29 protein-coding genes are annotated in these 17,369 nt (G+C 66.8%); 1 reads left to right on the forward strand and 28 read right to left on the reverse strand.

Annotated elements, in window-relative coordinates; translation table 11 throughout:
- Window positions 1–141 precede the first annotated feature (141 nt).
- The 28 genes from rpsK to rpsJ all read right to left on the reverse strand — a co-directional run bounded on the left by rpsK (window position 142) and on the right by rpsJ (window position 14,832).
- Window positions 142–546 (reverse strand): 30S ribosomal protein S11, encoded by a 405-nt coding sequence (rpsK, locus tag ACQF4J_RS19860; RefSeq protein WP_003956432.1) that lies wholly within the window; start codon window positions 544–546, stop codon window positions 142–144.
- Window positions 547–616: 70 nt separating this feature from the next.
- Window positions 617–997 carry a 30S ribosomal protein S13 gene (gene rpsM / locus ACQF4J_RS19865; protein WP_020135802.1) on the reverse strand — a complete coding sequence of 127 codons (381 nt, stop codon included), beginning with the start codon at window positions 995–997 and terminating at the stop codon, window positions 617–619.
- Between the two features lie 196 nt (window positions 998–1,193).
- Window positions 1,194–1,307 (reverse strand): 50S ribosomal protein L36, encoded by a 114-nt coding sequence (gene rpmJ, locus ACQF4J_RS19870; protein ID WP_003998809.1) that lies wholly within the window; start codon window positions 1,305–1,307, stop codon window positions 1,194–1,196.
- Between the two features lie 59 nt (window positions 1,308–1,366).
- Window positions 1,367–1,588, reverse strand: a complete 222-nt coding sequence (infA, locus tag ACQF4J_RS19875) for a translation initiation factor IF-1 (RefSeq protein ID WP_003948620.1) — start codon at window positions 1,586–1,588, stop codon at window positions 1,367–1,369.
- A gap of 185 nt (window positions 1,589–1,773) precedes the next feature.
- The gene (gene map, locus ACQF4J_RS19880; RefSeq protein WP_351562753.1) at window positions 1,774–2,610 is read right to left on the reverse strand and encodes a type I methionyl aminopeptidase; all 837 of its coding nucleotides are present in this window, start codon (window positions 2,608–2,610) and stop codon (window positions 1,774–1,776) included.
- Between the two features lie 98 nt (window positions 2,611–2,708).
- Window positions 2,709–3,371, reverse strand: coding sequence for an adenylate kinase (locus ACQF4J_RS19885; protein ID WP_200700877.1), 663 nt, complete (start codon window positions 3,369–3,371; stop codon window positions 2,709–2,711).
- Window positions 3,371–4,684, reverse strand: coding sequence for a preprotein translocase subunit SecY (gene secY / locus ACQF4J_RS19890; protein ID WP_351562755.1), 1,314 nt, complete (start codon window positions 4,682–4,684; stop codon window positions 3,371–3,373). Before secY ends, ACQF4J_RS19885 begins: the two co-directional genes overlap by 1 nt.
- 363 nt (window positions 4,685–5,047) lie before the next feature.
- The gene (gene rplO / locus ACQF4J_RS19895) at window positions 5,048–5,503 is read right to left on the reverse strand and encodes a 50S ribosomal protein L15 (RefSeq protein ID WP_427166357.1); all 456 of its coding nucleotides are present in this window, start codon (window positions 5,501–5,503) and stop codon (window positions 5,048–5,050) included.
- Window positions 5,504–5,505: 2 nt separating this feature from the next.
- Window positions 5,506–5,688 (reverse strand): 50S ribosomal protein L30, encoded by a 183-nt coding sequence (gene rpmD / locus ACQF4J_RS19900; protein ID WP_003974250.1) that lies wholly within the window; start codon window positions 5,686–5,688, stop codon window positions 5,506–5,508.
- A 2-nt stretch (window positions 5,689–5,690) separates the two neighbouring features.
- Window positions 5,691–6,296, reverse strand: a complete 606-nt coding sequence (gene rpsE / locus ACQF4J_RS19905; protein WP_142141939.1) for a 30S ribosomal protein S5 — start codon at window positions 6,294–6,296, stop codon at window positions 5,691–5,693.
- A gap of 36 nt (window positions 6,297–6,332) precedes the next feature.
- On the reverse strand, window positions 6,333–6,716 hold the full coding sequence (gene rplR / locus ACQF4J_RS19910) for a 50S ribosomal protein L18 (RefSeq protein ID WP_030745253.1): 384 nt from the start codon (window positions 6,714–6,716) through the stop codon (window positions 6,333–6,335).
- Window positions 6,717–6,719: 3 nt separating this feature from the next.
- Window positions 6,720–7,259 carry a 50S ribosomal protein L6 gene (gene rplF / locus ACQF4J_RS19915; RefSeq protein WP_351562758.1) on the reverse strand — a complete coding sequence of 180 codons (540 nt, stop codon included), beginning with the start codon at window positions 7,257–7,259 and terminating at the stop codon, window positions 6,720–6,722.
- A gap of 24 nt (window positions 7,260–7,283) precedes the next feature.
- Window positions 7,284–7,682, reverse strand: a complete 399-nt coding sequence (gene rpsH / locus ACQF4J_RS19920; protein WP_014674378.1) for a 30S ribosomal protein S8 — start codon at window positions 7,680–7,682, stop codon at window positions 7,284–7,286.
- Window positions 7,683–7,895: 213 nt separating this feature from the next.
- Window positions 7,896–8,081 (reverse strand): type Z 30S ribosomal protein S14, encoded by a 186-nt coding sequence (locus tag ACQF4J_RS19925; protein WP_003948630.1) that lies wholly within the window; start codon window positions 8,079–8,081, stop codon window positions 7,896–7,898.
- 5 nt (window positions 8,082–8,086) lie between these two features.
- Window positions 8,087–8,644 carry a 50S ribosomal protein L5 gene (gene rplE, locus ACQF4J_RS19930; protein WP_007494758.1) on the reverse strand — a complete coding sequence of 186 codons (558 nt, stop codon included), beginning with the start codon at window positions 8,642–8,644 and terminating at the stop codon, window positions 8,087–8,089.
- The gene (gene rplX / locus ACQF4J_RS19935) at window positions 8,644–8,967 is read right to left on the reverse strand and encodes a 50S ribosomal protein L24 (protein WP_058923760.1); all 324 of its coding nucleotides are present in this window, start codon (window positions 8,965–8,967) and stop codon (window positions 8,644–8,646) included. Before rplX ends, rplE begins: the two co-directional genes overlap by 1 nt.
- Before the next feature lie 2 nt (window positions 8,968–8,969).
- Entirely contained in the window at window positions 8,970–9,338 is a 369-nt protein-coding gene (gene rplN / locus ACQF4J_RS19940) for a 50S ribosomal protein L14 (protein ID WP_003998823.1), read from the reverse strand.
- 124 nt (window positions 9,339–9,462) lie between these two features.
- Window positions 9,463–9,747, reverse strand: a complete 285-nt coding sequence (gene rpsQ, locus ACQF4J_RS19945; protein ID WP_200700871.1) for a 30S ribosomal protein S17 — start codon at window positions 9,745–9,747, stop codon at window positions 9,463–9,465.
- Entirely contained in the window at window positions 9,747–9,971 is a 225-nt protein-coding gene (gene rpmC, locus ACQF4J_RS19950) for a 50S ribosomal protein L29 (protein ID WP_007494763.1), read from the reverse strand. Before rpmC ends, rpsQ begins: the two co-directional genes overlap by 1 nt.
- Window positions 9,971–10,390 (reverse strand): 50S ribosomal protein L16, encoded by a 420-nt coding sequence (gene rplP / locus ACQF4J_RS19955; protein WP_007494765.1) that lies wholly within the window; start codon window positions 10,388–10,390, stop codon window positions 9,971–9,973. The genes rpmC and rplP overlap by 1 nt, the downstream gene beginning before the upstream one ends.
- A 5-nt stretch (window positions 10,391–10,395) precedes the next feature.
- A complete protein-coding gene (rpsC, locus tag ACQF4J_RS19960) occupies window positions 10,396–11,217 on the reverse strand; it encodes a 30S ribosomal protein S3 (RefSeq protein ID WP_003998826.1) in 822 nt (273 codons plus the stop codon).
- Complete coding sequence (rplV, locus tag ACQF4J_RS19965) at window positions 11,217–11,564, reverse strand: 50S ribosomal protein L22 (RefSeq protein WP_003974262.1); 348 nt, start codon at window positions 11,562–11,564, stop codon at window positions 11,217–11,219. The genes rpsC and rplV overlap by 1 nt, the downstream gene beginning before the upstream one ends.
- A 45-nt stretch (window positions 11,565–11,609) precedes the next feature.
- Window positions 11,610–11,891, reverse strand: coding sequence for a 30S ribosomal protein S19 (rpsS, locus tag ACQF4J_RS19970; protein WP_058923762.1), 282 nt, complete (start codon window positions 11,889–11,891; stop codon window positions 11,610–11,612).
- 12 nt (window positions 11,892–11,903) lie between these two features.
- A complete protein-coding gene (gene rplB / locus ACQF4J_RS19975; protein ID WP_058923763.1) occupies window positions 11,904–12,740 on the reverse strand; it encodes a 50S ribosomal protein L2 in 837 nt (278 codons plus the stop codon).
- A 38-nt stretch (window positions 12,741–12,778) separates the two neighbouring features.
- A complete protein-coding gene (rplW, locus tag ACQF4J_RS19980; RefSeq protein WP_058923764.1) occupies window positions 12,779–13,198 on the reverse strand; it encodes a 50S ribosomal protein L23 in 420 nt (139 codons plus the stop codon).
- Window positions 13,198–13,854 (reverse strand): 50S ribosomal protein L4, encoded by a 657-nt coding sequence (rplD, locus tag ACQF4J_RS19985; protein WP_142141938.1) that lies wholly within the window; start codon window positions 13,852–13,854, stop codon window positions 13,198–13,200. Before rplD ends, rplW begins: the two co-directional genes overlap by 1 nt.
- A 7-nt stretch (window positions 13,855–13,861) precedes the next feature.
- Window positions 13,862–14,506: a 50S ribosomal protein L3 gene (gene rplC / locus ACQF4J_RS19990; RefSeq protein WP_005481233.1), complete on the reverse strand. Its 645-nt coding sequence runs from the start codon at window positions 14,504–14,506 to the stop codon at window positions 13,862–13,864.
- 17 nt (window positions 14,507–14,523) lie between these two features.
- On the reverse strand, window positions 14,524–14,832 hold the full coding sequence (gene rpsJ / locus ACQF4J_RS19995; RefSeq protein ID WP_003948644.1) for a 30S ribosomal protein S10: 309 nt from the start codon (window positions 14,830–14,832) through the stop codon (window positions 14,524–14,526).
- Window positions 14,833–15,340: 508 nt separating this feature from the next.
- Here rpsJ and ACQF4J_RS20000 point away from each other — a divergent pair.
- The gene (locus ACQF4J_RS20000) at window positions 15,341–17,338 is read left to right on the forward strand and encodes a hypothetical protein (RefSeq protein ID WP_427166367.1); all 1,998 of its coding nucleotides are present in this window, start codon (window positions 15,341–15,343) and stop codon (window positions 17,336–17,338) included.
- The last annotated feature ends 31 nt before the right edge of the window (window positions 17,339–17,369 follow it).

Below are 17,369 nucleotides of genomic sequence, written 5' to 3' on the forward strand. Positions count from 1 at the left end.
TCAGATCCTTCTTTCGTGGACGCCCGCTATTTGACGCCCGACGGAAACCGCGCCCTGTGAGAAGCGCGGGTACTGCAAGGGTACGGGCGATACGGCCCTTTTACGGAGCCGTACCGCCCGAATCCTGAAAGCAACCGTGCGTCAGACGCGACGACGCTTCGGCGGACGGCAGCCGTTGTGCGGGGTCGGGGTGACGTCCTGGATGGAGCCGACCTCGAGGCCCGTGGCCTGCAGGGAACGGATGGCGGTCTCACGACCGGAACCCGGGCCCTTGACGAACACGTCGACCTTGCGCATGCCGTGCTCCTGGGCGCGGCGGGCAGCCGACTCGGCGGCCATCTGCGCGGCGAACGGCGTGGACTTCCGGGAGCCCTTGAAGCCGACGTGGCCGGCGGAGGCCCAGGAGATCACGTTGCCGGACGGGTCCGTGATGGAGACGATCGTGTTGTTGAACGTGCTCTTGATGTGCGCGTGGCCGTGAGCGACGTTCTTCTTTTCCTTGCGGCGCACCTTCTTGGCAGCGCCCTGACGACCCTTGGGGGGCATCTACAAACTCCTACGGGGAGGTGGTCGGTCCTACAGCGAAGACCGCTGATGAAGCGTTGTCCGCTGAGGACTACTTCTTGCCCGGCTTCTTCTTGCCGGCGATGGCGCGACGCGGGCCCTTGCGGGTGCGGGCGTTGGTGCTGGTGCGCTGACCGCGGACCGGCAGACCACGACGGTGACGGAGACCCTGGTAGCAGCCGATCTCGACCTTGCGGCGGATGTCGGCCTGGATCTCGCGACGGAGGTCACCCTCGGTCTTGATGTTGTTGTCCACGTACTCGCGGATCGCGACGAGCTGCTCTTCGCTCAGGTCACGAACACGGGTGTTCGGGTCGATGCCCGTCTCCGCCAGCGTCTGCTGCGAAAGGGTCCGGCCGATGCCGAACACGTAGGTGAGGGCGACCTCCACGCGCTTTTCGCGCGGGATGTCAACACCGGAAACGCGTGCCACTTCAATGGCTCCTGGTGATCTTCGGAGGTCTTCCGCAGAACCGGTTCCCGGTCGCCGTATCAGGTACGAAGCGGGTCCCCGGCCTCCGAACCGGGGGTGTCAAGCCGTGTCGGCTTGGGCTCTGCGTATGAACATATTCAGCTCGCGTCGCGCGAATCCCTGCGATGTCGATGCAGAGGGAAAGGTCGATCGTGCGTCAGCCCTGGCGCTGCTTGTGGCGCGGGTTCTCGCAGATGACCATGACCCGACCGTGACGGCGGATCACCCTGCACTTGTCGCAGATCTTCTTGACGCTCGGCTTGACCTTCATGGGATTGAGGTTCTCCGGGTCAGTGCCACCACCCCGCCGAAGCGGAGTGCGGGCAAGATCTACTTGTAGCGGTAGACGATCCGGCCACGCGTCAGGTCGTACGGAGACAGCTCCACCACGACCCGGTCGTCAGGGAGGATGCGGATGTAGTGCATACGCATCTTGCCGCTGATGTGTGCCAGGACCTGGTGGCCGTTCTGGAGCTCGACCTTGAACATGGCGTTCGGCAGAGACTCGACGACAGTGCCCTCGATCTCGATGGCACCTTGCTTCTTGGCCACGCTTCGCCCTTCGAATCGACTACCTTGATCGACTCTCCTGCTTTTCCCTTATGGGCGCATGCGGACATGCGGGTGCACGAGAGCCGACGAGTCAGTCTACGTCAGCGCACCCTGAAAGACGAATCGAGAGAGTCTGCCCCACCGGGCAGATCGTTAAGCAGGGGGCTTGAACGTGACCGCGGCCGTCAGGCCAGCGGGTCCGGCGCCGTCGTGATGCCGTGCTCCGCCAGCTTCGCCTTGCCGCCGTCCGGGGCCGTGAGGACCAGCGGGCCCTCCTCGGTCAGCGCGACCGAGTGCTCCCAGTGCGAGGACCAGGTGCCGTCGGTGGTGATGACGGTCCAGTCGTCGGAGAGGACCTCGGTGCGCGGGGTGCCCAGGGAGACCATCGGCTCGATCGCGAGGCAGAAGCCGGGGACCAGCTTGGGGCCCTTGCCGCGCCGCCGGTCGACGTAGTTCAGCAGGTGCGGGTCCATGTGCATCTCGGTGCCGATGCCGTGGCCGCCGTAGTCCTCGATGATCCCGTACTTGCCGCCGCCCGGCTTCGGCTGGCGGCGGATGTAGGTCTCGATGGCCCGCGAGACGTCGACGAGGCGGTTGCCCGGCTTCATGGCCGCGATGCCGGCCCACATCGACTCCTCCGTCACCCGGGAGAGCTCGATCAGCTCGGGAGCGTGGCCGGAGCCCACGAAGGCCGTGTACGCGGCGTCTCCGTGCCAGCCGTCGACGATCGCGCCGCAGTCGATGGAGATGATGTCGCCGTCCTTGAGGACGACGTCGTCGGAGGGGATGCCGTGGACGACGACCTCGTTGACCGAGGTGCAGATCGTGGCGGGGAAGCCGCCGTAGCCAAGGAAGTTCGGCTTGGCGTTGTGCTCGGCGAGGACCTTGCGGGCGACCTCGTCCAGGTCCTTGGTGGTGGCTCCGGGCACCGCGGCCTCGCGGGTGGCGGCGTGGATGGCGGCGACGACCAGCCCCGCCTCACGCATCTTGGCGATCTGCTCGGGGGTCTTGATCTGCACCATGGGGGCCTGCGCTCTCCGTCACTCACGTCGTCCGATTACGTACACAACAGTACGGCCGTGACGCCCACACGGGTGCCACGGCCGTACCGGACCGGCGTCTACTTGCCGTCGTCCTCGCGCTTGAGCGCCTCCAGGGCGCGCTGCGTGATCTCGTCCACCGGGCCCAGGGAGGAGATCGTGACGACCAGGCCCTGCGCCTTGTAGTAGTCGATGATCGGCTCGGTCTGCGTGTGGTAGACCTCGAGCCGCTTGCGGACGGTCTCCTCGGAGTCGTCGTCACGCTGGTACAGCTCGCCGCCGCAGACGTCGCAGACGCCTTCCTTCTTGGCGGGGCTGTAGGAGACGTGGAAGACGTGCGCCGAGTCGTTGCGGCAGATGCGCCGGCCGGCGATCCGCTTCACGACCTCTTCCTCGGGGACCTCGAGGTCGAGTACCGCGTCCAGCTTGATGTTCTCGGTCTTGAGCAGCTCGTCGAGCGCCTCGGCCTGCGAGACGTTGCGCGGGAAACCGTCCAGCAGGAAGCCGCCCTCGGCGTCCGGCTGTTCCATGCGGTCCTTCGCCATCGCGATGGTGACCTCGTCGGGCACCAGGTTGCCGGCGTCCATATAGGACTTCGCGAGTTTCCCGAGCTCCGTCTGCCGGCTGATGTTGGCGCGGAACAGATCGCCCGTGGAGATGTGCGGGATCGAGAGCTTCCCGGCAAGGCGGGTGGCCTGCGTGCCCTTTCCGGCACCGGGCGGCCCGACGAGGACGATTCGCATCAGCGGAGGAACCCTTCGTAATTGCGCTGCTGGAGCTGGCTCTCGATCTGCTTCACCGTCTCGAGACCCACACCCACGATGATCAGGATGCTGGTCCCGCCGAACGGGAAGTTCTGGCTTGCCCCAAAGCCCACCAACGCCATCGTCGGCACGAGAGCGATCAGTCCCAGATACAGCGAACCCGGCCAGGTGATCCGGTTGAGCACGTACGAGAGGTACTCAGCGGTCGGTCGGCCAGCCCGGATGCCCGGGATGAAGCCACCATACTTCTTCATGTTGTCGGCGACTTCCTCGGGGTTGAAGGAGATCGCCACATAGAAGAATGCGAAGAACACGATGAGCAAGAAGTACGAAACGATGTAAATCGGGTGGTCGCCCTTGGTCAGATTCTGCTCGACCCAGGTTTTCCAGCCGGACCTGGAACCGGAGAACTGCGCGACCAGCGCGGGAATGTAGAGCAGCGACGACGCGAAGATGACGGGAATCACACCCGCCTGGTTGACCTTCAGCGGGATGTACGTGGACGTACCGCCGTAGGAACGTCGGCCGATCATGCGCTTCGCGTACTGCACCGGAATGCGGCGCTGGGCCTGCTCGACGAAGACGACCAGACCGACCATGACCAGGCCGACGAGGATGACGGTGCTGAACTCGATCCAGCCGCCGGCCAGGGTGCCCTGCTTCTTGATGGCCCACAGCGCGGACGGGAAGGTCGCGGCGATCGAGATGAACATCAGGATCGACATGCCGTTGCCGATGCCGCGGTCGGTGATCAGCTCGCCGAGCCACATCACGACGGCGGTGCCGGCGGTCATGCAGATGACCATCGTGATGGTGGTGAAGATCGAGCGGTTGGGCACGATCTGGCCGGCGACCTGACAGCCGTTGAAGAGCGCGCCGCTGCGGGCGGTGGCCACCAGGCCGGTGCCCTGCAGGATGGCGAGCGCCACGGTCAGGTAACGGGTGTACTGCGTGATCTTCGCCGTACCGGCCTGGCCCTCCTTCTTCAGGGCCTCCAGGCGCGGGATCACCACGGTCAGCAGCTGAAGGATGATGCTGGCCGTGATGTAGGGCATGATGCCGAGGGCGAAGACGGTGACCTGGAGCAGCGCGCCACCGCTGAACATGTTGATCATGCCGAAGAGACCCTGGTTGCCCGAGGCCTCCTTCACGCACTCCTGGACGGCCGTGTAGGACACGCCCGGGATCGGGATGTGGGTACCTACGCGGTAGACCACGATGATGCCCAGCGTGAAGAGCAGCTTCTTGCGCAGGTCGGGCGTCTTGAACGCCCGGGCGAACGCGGTGAGCACGGTTCCTCCTGCGACCCCCGCGCCGCGCGCGGCAGGGACTAGTCGTCTGACATGGCCCAGAGGGCCGAACGATGTTTTCTACCACCCCGACACCGAACGGCATATCTCGCGCGGGCACAGGTGGACTTACGGACTCTAACAGCGCCTGCGCAGCCAGGTGAAGTTCGTGAGAGGGACGGCAGGTCAAGGGTGGGTCAGTTAAGGGCCGGTGGAGATCCGCATCATCACCCGGCGGCGGTCAAGCCACATTGACATCCGGGAATACGACCGTATGTTTCCGGCCACTTTTCTACGGCAGAGGCCGGGCAGCTCCCCGTGGAGAACTGCCCGGCCTCTGTACGTGTGCGACGGTGTCGCCGGAACTCAGACGAGCTCGGTGACCGTACCGCCGGCGGCGGTGATCTTCTCCTTGGCGGAGCCGGAGACGGCGTCGACCGTCACCTGCAGCACCACGGAGATCTCACCCTGGCCGAGGACCTTGACGAGCGCGTTCTTGCGAACGGCACCCTTGGCCACCAGACCCTCGACGGTGACCTCGCCACCCTCGGGGTAGAGCGCGGCCAGCTTGTCGAGGTTCACGACCTGGTACTCGGTCTTGAACGGGTTCTTGAAGCCCTTCAGCTTCGGGAGACGCATGTGGAGGGGCATCTGGCCACCCTCGAAGCGCTCCGGAACCTGGTAGCGGGCCTTGGTGCCCTTGGTACCACGACCGGCCGTCTTACCCTTCGACGCCTCACCACGACCGACACGGGTCTTGGCGGTCTTGGCGCCGGGGGCGGGACGGAGGTTGTGGATCTTGAGCGGGTTCTGCTCCGCCATGATCAGTCGACCTCCTCGACCGTCACGAGGTGGCGGACGGTGTGCACCATTCCGCGGAACTCGGGGCGGTCCTCCTTGACGACCTGCGTGTTGATGCCCTTGAGACCAAGGGAGCGCAGGGTGTCACGGTGGTTCTGCTTGCTGCCGATGTAGGACTTGACCTGCGTGATCTTGAGCTGAGCCATGATCACACACCCGCCCCGGCACGAGCGCGCAGCAGAGCCGCGGGGGCGACGTCCTCGAGCGGCAGGCCACGGCGAGCCGCGACCTCCTCGGGGCGCTGCAGGCCCTTCAGGGCCTCCACGGTCGCGTGCACGATGTTGATCGCGTTGTCGGAGCCGAGCGACTTCGACAGGATGTCGTGGATACCGGCGCACTCGAGCACCGCACGCACCGGCCCACCGGCGATAACGCCGGTACCCGGGGACGCGGGCTTGAGCAGCACGACGCCGGCAGCCTTCTCACCCTGGATCGGGTGCGGGATGGTGCCCTGGATACGGGGGACCTTGAAGAAGTGCTTCTTGGCCTCCTCAACGCCCTTGGCGATGGCGGCCGGCACCTCCTTGGCCTTGCCGTAACCGACACCCACGGTGCCGTCACCGTCGCCCACCACGACCAGCGCGGTGAAGCTGAAGCGACGACCACCCTTCACAACCTTGGCGACGCGGTTGATCGCGACGACGCGCTCAACGTACGCGGTCTTCTCGGCGGCAGCAGCGCCGCCGTCACGGCCCTTCCGGTCCCGCCGCTCGCCGCCACCGGCACCGCTTCCGCGGCGCTGGGGTCCAGCCATTGGATTACCTCTCTCTTTCCGCTAGCTACAAGCGGCTCAGAACTTGAGCCCGGCCTCGCGGGCGGCGTCCGCCAGGGCGGCGATGCGCCCGGCGTACTGGTTGCCACCACGGTCGAACACGACGGCCTCGACACCGGCGGCCTTGGCACGCTCGGCGACCAGGGCGCCGACCTGCTTGGCCTGCGCGGACTTGTCGCCCTCGCCACCGCGGATCGAGCTGTCCAGCGTGGACGCCGAAGCCAGGGTGTGGCCCTTCAGGTCGTCGATCACCTGCGCCACGATGTGGCGGTTGGAGCGGGTCACGACCAGACGCGGACGCTCCGCCGTACCGGAGAGGTTCTTGCGAATCCGGATGTGGCGGCGCTTGATCGCGGCGCGCTTGTAGGCGTCGCCCTTGAGGATCTTCTGTCCGTATGCCATGGCTTACTTACCCGCCTTTCCGACCTTGCGGCGGATGACTTCGCCCTCGTACTTGACGCCCTTGGCCTTGTACGGGTCGGGCTTGCGCAGCTTGCGGATGTTGGCCGCAACCTCGCCGACCTTCTGCTTGTCGATGCCCTCGACCTGGAAGCGGGTCGGGGTCTCCACCTTGAAGGTGATGCCCTCGGGCGCCTCGACGGTGATCGGGTGGCTGTAGCCGAGAGCGAACTCGAGGTTCGAACCCTTGGCGGTCACGCGGTAACCGACACCGCTGATCTCGAGCTTCTTCACGTAACCCTGGGTCACGCCGGTGATCATGTTCGCCACCAGCGTGCGGGACAGGCCGTGCAGGGCCTTGCTCTGACGCTCGTCGTTGGGGCGGGTGACGTTCAGAACGCCGTCCTCACCCTTGGCGATCTCGATCGGCGCCGCGACGGTGTGGGTCAGCGAGCCCTTGGGGCCCTTGACCGAGACCGTCTGGCCGTCGATGGTGACGTCCACGCCGGCGGGAACCGTGATGGGGAGCTTGCCAATACGCGACATAGCTGTTTCCTCCGTTCCCTTCCGCTACCAGACGTAGGCGAGGACTTCCCCACCCACGCCCTTCTTGCCGGCCTGCTTGTCGGTGAGGAGCCCGTGCGACGTGGAGATGATCGCCACGCCGAGGCCGCCGAGCACCTTCGGCAGGTTGGTGGACTTCGCGTACACCCGGAGACCGGGCTTGGAGATCCGCTTGATGCCCGCGATGGAGCGCTCACGGTTGGGGCCGAACTTCAGCTCGAGGACGAGGTTCTTGCCGACCTCGGCGTCCTCGACCTTCCAGCCCGTGATGAAGCCCTCCTGCTGGAGGATCTCCGCGATGTGGGACTTGATCTTGGAGTGCGGCATCGACACCGAGTCGTGGTACGCCGAGTTCGCATTCCGCAGACGCGTAAGCATGTCTGCGATCGGATCAGTCATGGTCATGAATTGGCCTTCGGCCTCTCTCGCCGGGGTTTCCTGGTGCGCCATCCCTCTCCCCGATCCGAGACGGGACGGGTGCGGCGCGGTGGACCTACGGCGTAGTAAGTCGTACGGGCGGCGACAGACGCCCAACCCCACAAGCCTAAGGCATGCGGAGGTGGGCGTCTGACCGCCCAGTCTGCTTACCGAGAGCTTCAGGAATCCCGAACTAGGGGATTACCAGGAGCTCTTGGTCACGCCCGGCAGCTCGCCACGGTGAGCCATCTCACGAAGGCACACGCGGCACAGGCCGAACTTGCGGTACACGGAGTGGGGACGGCCGCAGCGCTGGCAGCGCGTGTAGCCACGCACGCCGAACTTGGGCTTGCGAGCAGCCTTCGCGATCAGAGCCTTCTTCGCCATCTCGCTCACGCCTCCTTGAAGGGGAAGCCGAGGTGACGAAGGAGCGCACGGCCCTCAGCGTCGTTGGTCGCCGTGGTCACCACGGTGATGTCCATACCCCGGACGCGGTCGATCTTGTCCTGGTCGATCTCGTGGAACATGACCTGCTCCGTGAGACCGAAGGTGTAGTTGCCACGGCCGTCGAACTGCTTGGGGGACAGGCCGCGGAAGTCGCGGATGCGCGGGAGCGCGAGCGACAGGGTGCGGTCCAGGAACTCCCACATGCGGTCGCCACGGAGCGTGACGTGGGCACCGATCGGCTGACCCTCACGCAGCTTGAACTGCGCGATGGACTTGCGGGCCTTGGTGACGGCCGGCTTCTGACCGGTGATGGTGGTCAGGTCGCGGATCGCGCCCTCGATCAGCTTCGAGTCACGGGCGGCGTCGCCGACACCCATGTTGACCACGATCTTGACGAGGCCGGGGATCTGCATGACGTTCTCGTACTTGAACTCGTCACGCAGCTTGCCCGCGATCTCCTCGCGGTACTTCGTCTTGAGACGCGGAGTGGTGGTGGTAGCCATCAGATGTCCTCACCCGTCCGCTTGGCAACGCGGATCTTGTTGCCCTCGTCGTCGAAGCGGTAACCGACACGCGTGACGACCTTGTTGCCGTCCTTCTCAACGACCAGCTGGACGTTGGAGACGTGGATCGGCGCCTCGGTCGTGACGATGCCACCGGCCTGCGAACCGCTGGCGGTCGGGCCGGCCTTGGTGTGCTTCTTGACCCGGTTGACACCCTCGACCAGGACGCGCTCCTCGCGCGGGAAAGCGGCAATGACCTTGCCCTGCTTGCCCTTGTCCTTGCCGGTGATGACCTGGACCAGGTCGCCCTTCTTGATCTTCATGCTTACAGCACCTCCGGAGCCAGCGAGATGATCTTCATGAACTTCTTCTCGCGCAGCTCACGCCCGACCGGGCCGAAGATGCGGGTGCCGCGAGGGTCGCCGTCGTTCTTCAGAATGACGGCGGCGTTCTCGTCGAAGCGGATGTACGAGCCGTCCGGACGGCGGCGCTCCTTGACGGTGCGAACGATGACCGCCTTGACGACGTCACCCTTCTTCACGTTGCCACCGGGGATCGCGTCCTTGACGGTGGCGACGATGACGTCACCGATGCCCGCGTAGCGGCGACCGGAGCCACCGAGCACACGGATGCAAAGGATCTCCTTCGCACCAGTGTTGTCGGCGACACGCAGTCGCGACTCCTGCTGGATCACGTCTATCTCCTGATCGTCTGCCGGTTCCCCGGGGGCCGTTCTTCAACGGCCCCCGGAGCCTGGCGGAACTGTCCTGCGGAATACCCCGCAGGCGTACTTGTTGGAATTCCCTTGCGGGAATTGCCTACTTGGCCTTCTCGAGGATCTCGACGACGCGCCAGCGCTTCGTCGCGGACAGCGGCCGGGTCTCCGCGAGGAGGACACGGTCGCCGACACCCGCGGCGTTCTGCTCGTCGTGCGCCTTGAGCTTGTTCGTACGGCGGATGACCTTGCCGTACAGCGCGTGCTTCACGCGGTCCTCGACGGCGACGACGACGGTCTTGTCCATCTTGTCGCTGACGACGAGACCCTCACGGGTCTTGCGGAAGCCACGGGCCTCTGCGTTCTCAGTCACGTTCTTCTCGCTCATCAGGCGTTCTCCACCGTTTCGATGCCCAGCTCACGCTCGCGCATCAGGGTGTAGATCCGCGCGATGTCCTTGCGGACCGCCTTCAGACGGCCGTGGTTCTCGAGCTGACCAGTCGCCGCCTGGAAGCGGAGGTTGAACAGCTCTTCCTTGGCCTCGCGGAGCTTCGCCAGAAGCTCCTCGTTGCCCAGCTCGCGCAGCTCGGACGCCTTGGTACCGGCCGACATCACGCTTCACCTGCCTCGCGCTTGACGATCCGGCACTTCATCGGCAGCTTGTGGGCCGCACGGGTCAGCGCCTCACGGGCGATCTTCTCGTTGGGGTACGACAGCTCGAACATCACGCGTCCGGGCTTGACGTTGGCGATCCACCACTCCGGAGAACCCTTACCGGAACCCATGCGGGTCTCGGCGGGCTTCTTGGTGAGCGGACGGTCCGGGTAGATGTTGATCCAGACCTTGCCACCACGCTTGATGTGACGCGTCATGGCGATACGAGCGGCCTCGATCTGACGGTTCGTCACGTACGCCGGGGTGAGCGCCTGGATGCCGTACTCGCCGAACGCAACCGTCGTGCCACCCTTGGCAGCGCCGCTGCGTCCGGGGTGGTGCTGCTTGCGGTGCTTGACCCTACGGGGGATCAGCATGTCGGTCAGGCCTCCGTTCCGGTGCTCTCAGCCGGAGCGGACGCGGGAGCCTCGGCCTTGGGGGCCTCGGCGCCGGCAGCCTGCTGCGGCTTGCGACCGCGCCGCTCGCCACCACGGCCACCACGGGCCGGGCGGTCGGCACCGCCACGGGCCGGGCGGTTACCCGCACGGGCCGCAGCGTTCTCGGCGCGGACCTCGGCGATGTTCTTGACGTCGCCCTTGTAGATCCAGACCTTCACACCGATGCGGCCGAAGGTCGTCTTGGCCTCGAAGAAGCCGTAGTCCACGTTCGCGCGGAGCGTGTGCAGGGGCACGCGGCCCTCGCGGTAGAACTCCGAGCGGGACATCTCGGCGCCACCGAGGCGGCCACCGCACTGGATCTTGATGCCCTTGGCGCCGGCCTTCATCGCCGACTGCATGCTCTTACGCATGGCGCGGCGGAAGGAGACGCGGGAGGAGAGCTGCTCGGCGACGGCCTGCGCGACCAGCTGAGCGTCCGTCTCGGGGTTCTTGACCTCGAGGATGTTCAGCTGGACCTGCTTGCCCGTGAGCTTCTCGAGGTCACCGCGGATGCGGTCGGCCTCGGCGCCACGGCGGCCGATGACGATGCCCGGACGAGCGGTGTGGATGTCCACACGCACGCGGTCACGGGTGCGCTCGATCTCGACCTTGGAGATGCCGGCGCGCTCCATGCCGGACGTCATCATCCGACGGATGGCGACGTCTTCCTTGACGTAGTCCTTGTACAGCTTGTCGGCGTACCACCGGGACTTGAAGTCCGTGGTGACACCGAGCCGGAACCCATGCGGGTTAACCTTCTGGCCCATTACCGGGTTCCTTCCTTGCTGCTGACGACCACGGTGATGTGGCTGGTCCGCTTGCGGATCCGGTAGGCACGGCCCTGGGCGCGCGGCCGGAACCGCTTCAGGGTCGGGCCCTCGTCGACGTACGCCTCGGAGATGAAGAGGCTGTCGGCGTCGGTGTGGTCGTAGTTGTGCGCGGCGTTGGCAATGGCGCTGTCCAGCACCTTGCCGACCGGAACCGAGGCTGCCTGCGGAGCGAATCGCAGAACAGCCTGGGCCTCCGTGGCGTCCATGCCACGGATGAGGTCCACCACACGGCGGGCCTTCATGGGCGTGACGCGGATGTACCGCGCCTGGGCCCTGGCTTCCATGGTTGTCCCTTCAGAGTTACTTACGTGTCTGAATGCGATCCGCTGTTAGCGGCGCTTCGACTTCCGGTCTTCCTTGACGTGACCCCGGAAGGTGCGCGTCGGCGAGAACTCGCCGAGCTTGTGGCCGACCATCGACTCGGTGACGAACACCGGGATGTGGGTCTTGCCGTTGTGCACCGCGATCGTGTGGCCGAGCATGGCCGGGACGATCATGGAGCGACGGGACCAGGTCTTGATGACGTTCTTGGTGCCGGCTTCGTTCTGGGCGTCCACCTTCTTGATGAGGTGTCCGTCGACGAAGGGCCCCTTCTTGAGACTGCGCGGCATCTAAACCCGCTCCTAGCGCTTCTTGTTCGTCTTGCGGCGGCGGACGATGTACTTGTTCGACGCCTTCTTGGGCGAACGAGTACGACCTTCCTTCTGGCCCCAGGGGCTGACCGGGTGGCGACCACCGGAGGTCTTGCCCTCACCACCACCGTGCGGGTGGTCAACCGGGTTCATCGCCACACCGCGAACGGTCGGGCGGACGCCCAGCCAGCGCTTGCGGCCGGCCTTGCCCCAGTTGATGTTGCTCTGCTCGGCGTTGCCGACCTCGCCGACCGTGGCGCGGCAGCGCTGGTCGACCAGGCGGATCTCACCGGAGGGCATGCGGAGGTGGGCCATCGTGCCCTCCTTCGCGAGCAGCTGCACGGAGGCACCGGCGGAGCGGGCGAACTTGGCGCCGCCGCCCGGACGAAGCTCCACGGAGTGGATCGTCGTACCGACCGGGATGTTGCGCAGCGCCAGGTTGTTGCCGGGCTTGATGTCGGCGCCGGGGCCGTTCTCGATCCGGTCGCCCTGGGTCAGGCCCTTCGGCGCCAGGATGTAGCGCTTCTCGCCGTCCGCGTAGTGGAGCAGCGCGATGCGCGCGGTGCGGTTGGGGTCGTACTCGATGTGCGCGACCTTCGCCGGCACGCCGTCCTTGTCGTGACGACGGAAGTCGATCACTCGGTAGGCGCGCTTGTGTCCGCCACCCTGGTGGCGAACGGTCACACGACCGGCGTTGTTACGGCCGCCCTTGCTGTGCAGCGGGCGGACCAGCGACTTCTCCGGCGTGGACCGCGTGACCTCGACGAAGTCGGCGACGCTGGAACCACGACGGCCCGGCGTAGTCGGCTTGTACTTGCGGATTCCCATTTCTCAGTCCTCGTCCGATATCGGACGATCCGACCCGCTTACGCGGTCGGACCGCCGAAGATGTCGATACGGTCGCCCTCGGCGAGGGTCACGATCGCGCGCTTGGTGGCCGCGCGCTGGCCGAAGCCGGTGCGGGTCCGCTTGCGCTTGCCGATGCGGTTGATCGTGTTGACCCCGGTGACCTTGACCGAGAAGACCGCCTGGACGGCCTCCTTGATCTGGGTCTTGTTGGCGCGCGGGTCGACGATGAACGTGTACTTGTTCTCGTCCAGGAGCGCGTAGCTCTTCTCGGAGACGACCGGCTTCAGCAGCACGTCACGGGGGTCCGTGTACGACTTGCTGAGCGGGGTCTCGACCGTGTTCTTGCCCTCGGTCGCGTGGCGACGCGCCTTGGCGACGCGCGCGGCCTTGGCGGCCTTCGCAGCCTTGGAGGCAATGCTCGGGTGACGCGTAGCCATCAGGCCTCGCTCCCTTCGGTGTCGTTGGCCTTCGGGCCGGCGACGAAGGACTCGAGAGCGGCCTGGGTGAAGACCACGTCGTCCGAGACGATCACGTCGTACGTGTTCAGCTGGCCCGGCTCCAGGATGTGGACCTGGGGCAGGTTGCGGGCGGACAGCCACGCGGCCTCGTCGGCGCGCTCGACGACCAGGAGCAGGTTCTTGCGCTCCGAGATCTTGCCGAACAGCGTGCGAGCGGCCTTGGTGCTGGGGGTCTCGCCCTCGATCACGCCGGAGACGACGTGGATGCGGTTGTGACGGGCCCGGTCGGTGAGGGCGTGACGCAGGGCGGCAGCCTTCATCTTCTTCGGGGTCCGCTGCGAGTAGTCACGCGGCACGGGACCGTGCACGACGCCACCACCGGCGAACTGCGGCGCACGGGTCGAGCCCTGACGGGCGCGGCCGGTGCCCTTCTGGCGGTACGGCTTCTTGCCGCCACCGCGAACCTCGCCACGGGTCTTGGTCTTGTGCGTGCCCTGACGGGCAGCGGCGTTCTGCGCGACGACGACCTGGTGGATCAGCGGGATGCTGACCTTCTCCACGCCGAAGATCTCCGCGGGGAGCTCGACGCTACCGGTCTTCTCGCCGGCAGGCGAAAGGATGTCAACAGTGCTCATCGGTACCTCAGGCCCCCTTGGCCGCGGTGCGGACCAGGACGAGGCCGCCGTTCGGACCGGGAACCGCGCCCTTGATGAGCAGCAGACCCTTCTCCGCGTCAACGGCGTGGACGGTCAGGTTCTGGGTGGTGACGCGCTCGTTGCCCATGCGACCCGCCATGCGGAGGCCCTTGAACACACGGCCCGGGGTGGCGCAGCCACCGATGGAACCGGGAGAGCGGTGCTTGCGCTGGGTGCCGTGTCCGGCGCCGAGGCCCTTGAAGTTGTGACGCTTCATGACACCGGCGAAGCCCTTGCCCTTGCTCTTGCCGGTCACGTCCACCTTGACGCCCGCCTCGAAGACCTCAGCGGAGATCTCCTGGCCCAGCGTGTACTCGGAGGCGTCCGCGGTGCGGATCTCGACGAGGTGACGGCGGGGAGTGACGTCGGCCTTGGCGAAGTGGCCCTTGAGGGGCTTGTTCACCTTGCGCGGGTCGATCTCGCCGAACGCGATCTGGACGGACTCGTAGCCGTCGACGTCGTTCGTGCGGACCTGGGTGACGACGTTGGGGCCGGCCTTGACGACGGTGACCGGAACAACGCGGTTGTTCTCGTCCCACACCTGCGTCATGCCGAGCTTCTCGCCCAGGATGCCCTTGATCTGCTTAGCCATTCTCAGATCACCAGCCCTCAGAGCTTGATCTCGATGTCGACACCGGCCGGGAGGTCGAGTCGCATCAGAGAGTCAACGGTCTTGGGGGTGGGGTCGAGAATGTCGATCAGGCGCTTGTGCGTGCGCATCTCGAAGTGCTCGCGCGAGTCCTTGTACTTGTGCGGCGACTTGATGACGCAGTACACGTTCTTCTCAGTGGGCAGCGGCACCGGGCCCGCGACCGACGCACCAGTGCGGGTCACCGTCTCGACGATCTTCTTCGCCGAGGAGTCGATGACCTCGTGGTCGTAGGCCTTGAGCCGGATGCGGATCTTCTGTCCCGCCATGGCTACTCAGTAGTCCTGTCTCTTCTACAGCTCTGGAACCTGGTGTTCCTCTGACACTTTCTCCGACCCACGCGGTCGGGCGTGTCGCGCTTCCACTGACACAGATGTCCCTTGTTCGAACATCCCTGATCTTGGGAAAGAGGTTCACCGGGTGCCTGGCCGGTGCCGCACCACACTTCCCGGAAGATTCCCGTACGTCCGTCCCAGTGCTGCCGTGAGGCAGTTAGGACGACGAGTACTGTGGGACTCGCTTCCGGTCCCCCCGGCGGGAGGCGCGCAGCATCAACACTCGACCGAGCAACTCCGACAGTCTGCCATATGGGGCAGGGGCCTGGCCAATCGAGCCGGAGAGAATACCCCGAGAGTGACGTAGGTCAAACACGGGTGCCCTTCGCAACGATCACGCATAGAGCGGACCGATCGCTTCCACTCTGTTCTACGCTGTGCCACCTCATGAGTACGGAGCGCGTGGGGACGCGCTCGGGGGTGGGGGTTGAACATGTCATCGATGCTGCGCGGATCCGGACGGCTGCTACCGCGCGCCGGGATCACCGTGGGAACCGCCGTGCTGTTGCTCGGCCTGCTGCCGGTGCCGGCCCAGGCGCACCGCGACGGATGTCATCGCTGGCATTCGTGTCCCTCCGACACCGGCTCGTACGTCTGCGGCGATCTCGGCTACGACACCTACTGCGGCGGGACGGGCGACAGCGGCCCGTCCGAGTCGGTCGACATCACGGCGCCCCGGCAGCCGAAGGTCGTCCGGCCGCACGCCGGCAGGGGCGGCCGGGTGAGCCTGACGGTCACGGCCGAGCGGGGCGCGCGGATCGAGGTCGCCGAGACCGACGAGTACGGCGACGCGTCCGACGTCGTGGCCAGGGCCACGGCGACCGGGGGCGCCCAGACGGTCGGCTTCAAGGCGGACAGCGGTTCGCACACCTACAGCGTCACGGCCACCGACAGTGCCGGGAACATCAGCGACGCGGCCGACGACATCACCGTCGACGTGGACGCCGAAGCGCCGGAGATCTCGGACTTCTCCGTCGCCGACGCCGACGCCACGACCGCGACGGCGCGGGTGTCGTTCGCCTCCGAGGCGGGAGCGAAGTACGAGCTGACCGTGTCGGGCCGCAAGAAGCGGCTCACCGGGGTCGTGGACGACGACGGCAAGGTGCCGGACACCGCTCTCGTCCTGCCGGACGGCGGTTATCGCGTCCGCCTCGCGGTCACGGACGACGCGGGCAACGTCGGCCGGGCGGAGCGAGAGCTGAAGGTGGACGTGGGCGACCTCGTCCCGAAGGTGTCCGCCGACAGCGAGCGTGGTTCCGGGCGCCTGCGGTTCACCGTCACCGCGCCGCCGCACAGCAAGGGCACGCTCCGGATCACCGGCACGGCGGACCGCACCTTCACGACGGACGCGGACGGACGTGCCGAGGTGGCGGCCCGGCTGCCCGACGGCCGCTACCCCGCGCCGGTGGTCGAGGTCACCGACCCCTACGGCCGAAACGGCCGTACGAGCGGCCGGAAGCTGGTCGTCGACACCGCCGCCCCGGCCCTGAAGGTCGTCTCGGACGCCGGCCGCGCCGCACACGGTGACCTGACGCTCGCGGTGACGGCGGAGGCGCACTCCAAGGTCGTGGTGGCGTACGGCTCCCGAACGCACGACGGCTTCACCTCCGCCGGGCACCGCGCCACGGTGACCAGGGCGCTCTCCCCCGGCACCTACCGCGTCACCGTCACCGCGACGGACGCGTACGGCAACGCCACGGTCCGGCGACTGAGCATCACGGTGGACGACCGGCGCACCGCGGGCGACTGGCTGCTGCTCCTGTTCGAGTTGCTGCTGGTGACAGCGCTGGTCGTGGCCGTCTGGTACGTCCGTCGCCGTACCCGCCCGGCCCGCGAGGCCCGCCGGGCGGCGCGTGCCCTCGACCGGTTCGAGCGGGAGCTGGGCGAGTGGCGGCGCCGACGCGAGTGGCTGGTCGAACTCGCCGAGTTCGCCGCGGAGTTGGGAGATGCGGAGCAGGACGCGGGCGGTTGGGCCGCCGACTGGGGCAAGCGTAAGCGGGGCGAGTCCGTGTGGTGGGTGACCGATGCCGACCTGGTGCAACCCGGCACCGACGGCACGGGCGTCTCCGTACGGGATTCGGGCACGCTGGTGGTCACCGGGCAGCGCGTGATCCTGGCCGGGCGGAAGCGACGCGAATGGCTCTTCTCGAAACTCGTGCAGGTCGAGCACTCGGGCGGGGACCTCACCTGGATGCGGGTCGCCAACCGCACCACCGTGTCCGGCGTCCGCTACCGGCGTGAGAGCGAGAAGACCCGCGTGGCCATCGAGTCGGCCGTCGCGGAGGCCCCGGCGGGCGAAGCCCGGGAGCTGGGCACCGGGCGCGGCCCGGTACTGGCCCGGCTGCGTCAGGCGATCCGGGAGCACGACCGGCACCGGCCGTCCCCGCCCGAACAGCCCGCGGCCGCGGACCGGACCGCGGTGCCGGTGACGTCCGGCTGACCTCGCCTGATGCGGGCGCGCCCGGACCGAG

Source organism: Streptomyces sp. C1-1 (genome assembly GCF_050214755.1).
Taxonomy (GTDB): domain Bacteria; phylum Actinomycetota; class Actinomycetes; order Streptomycetales; family Streptomycetaceae; genus Streptomyces.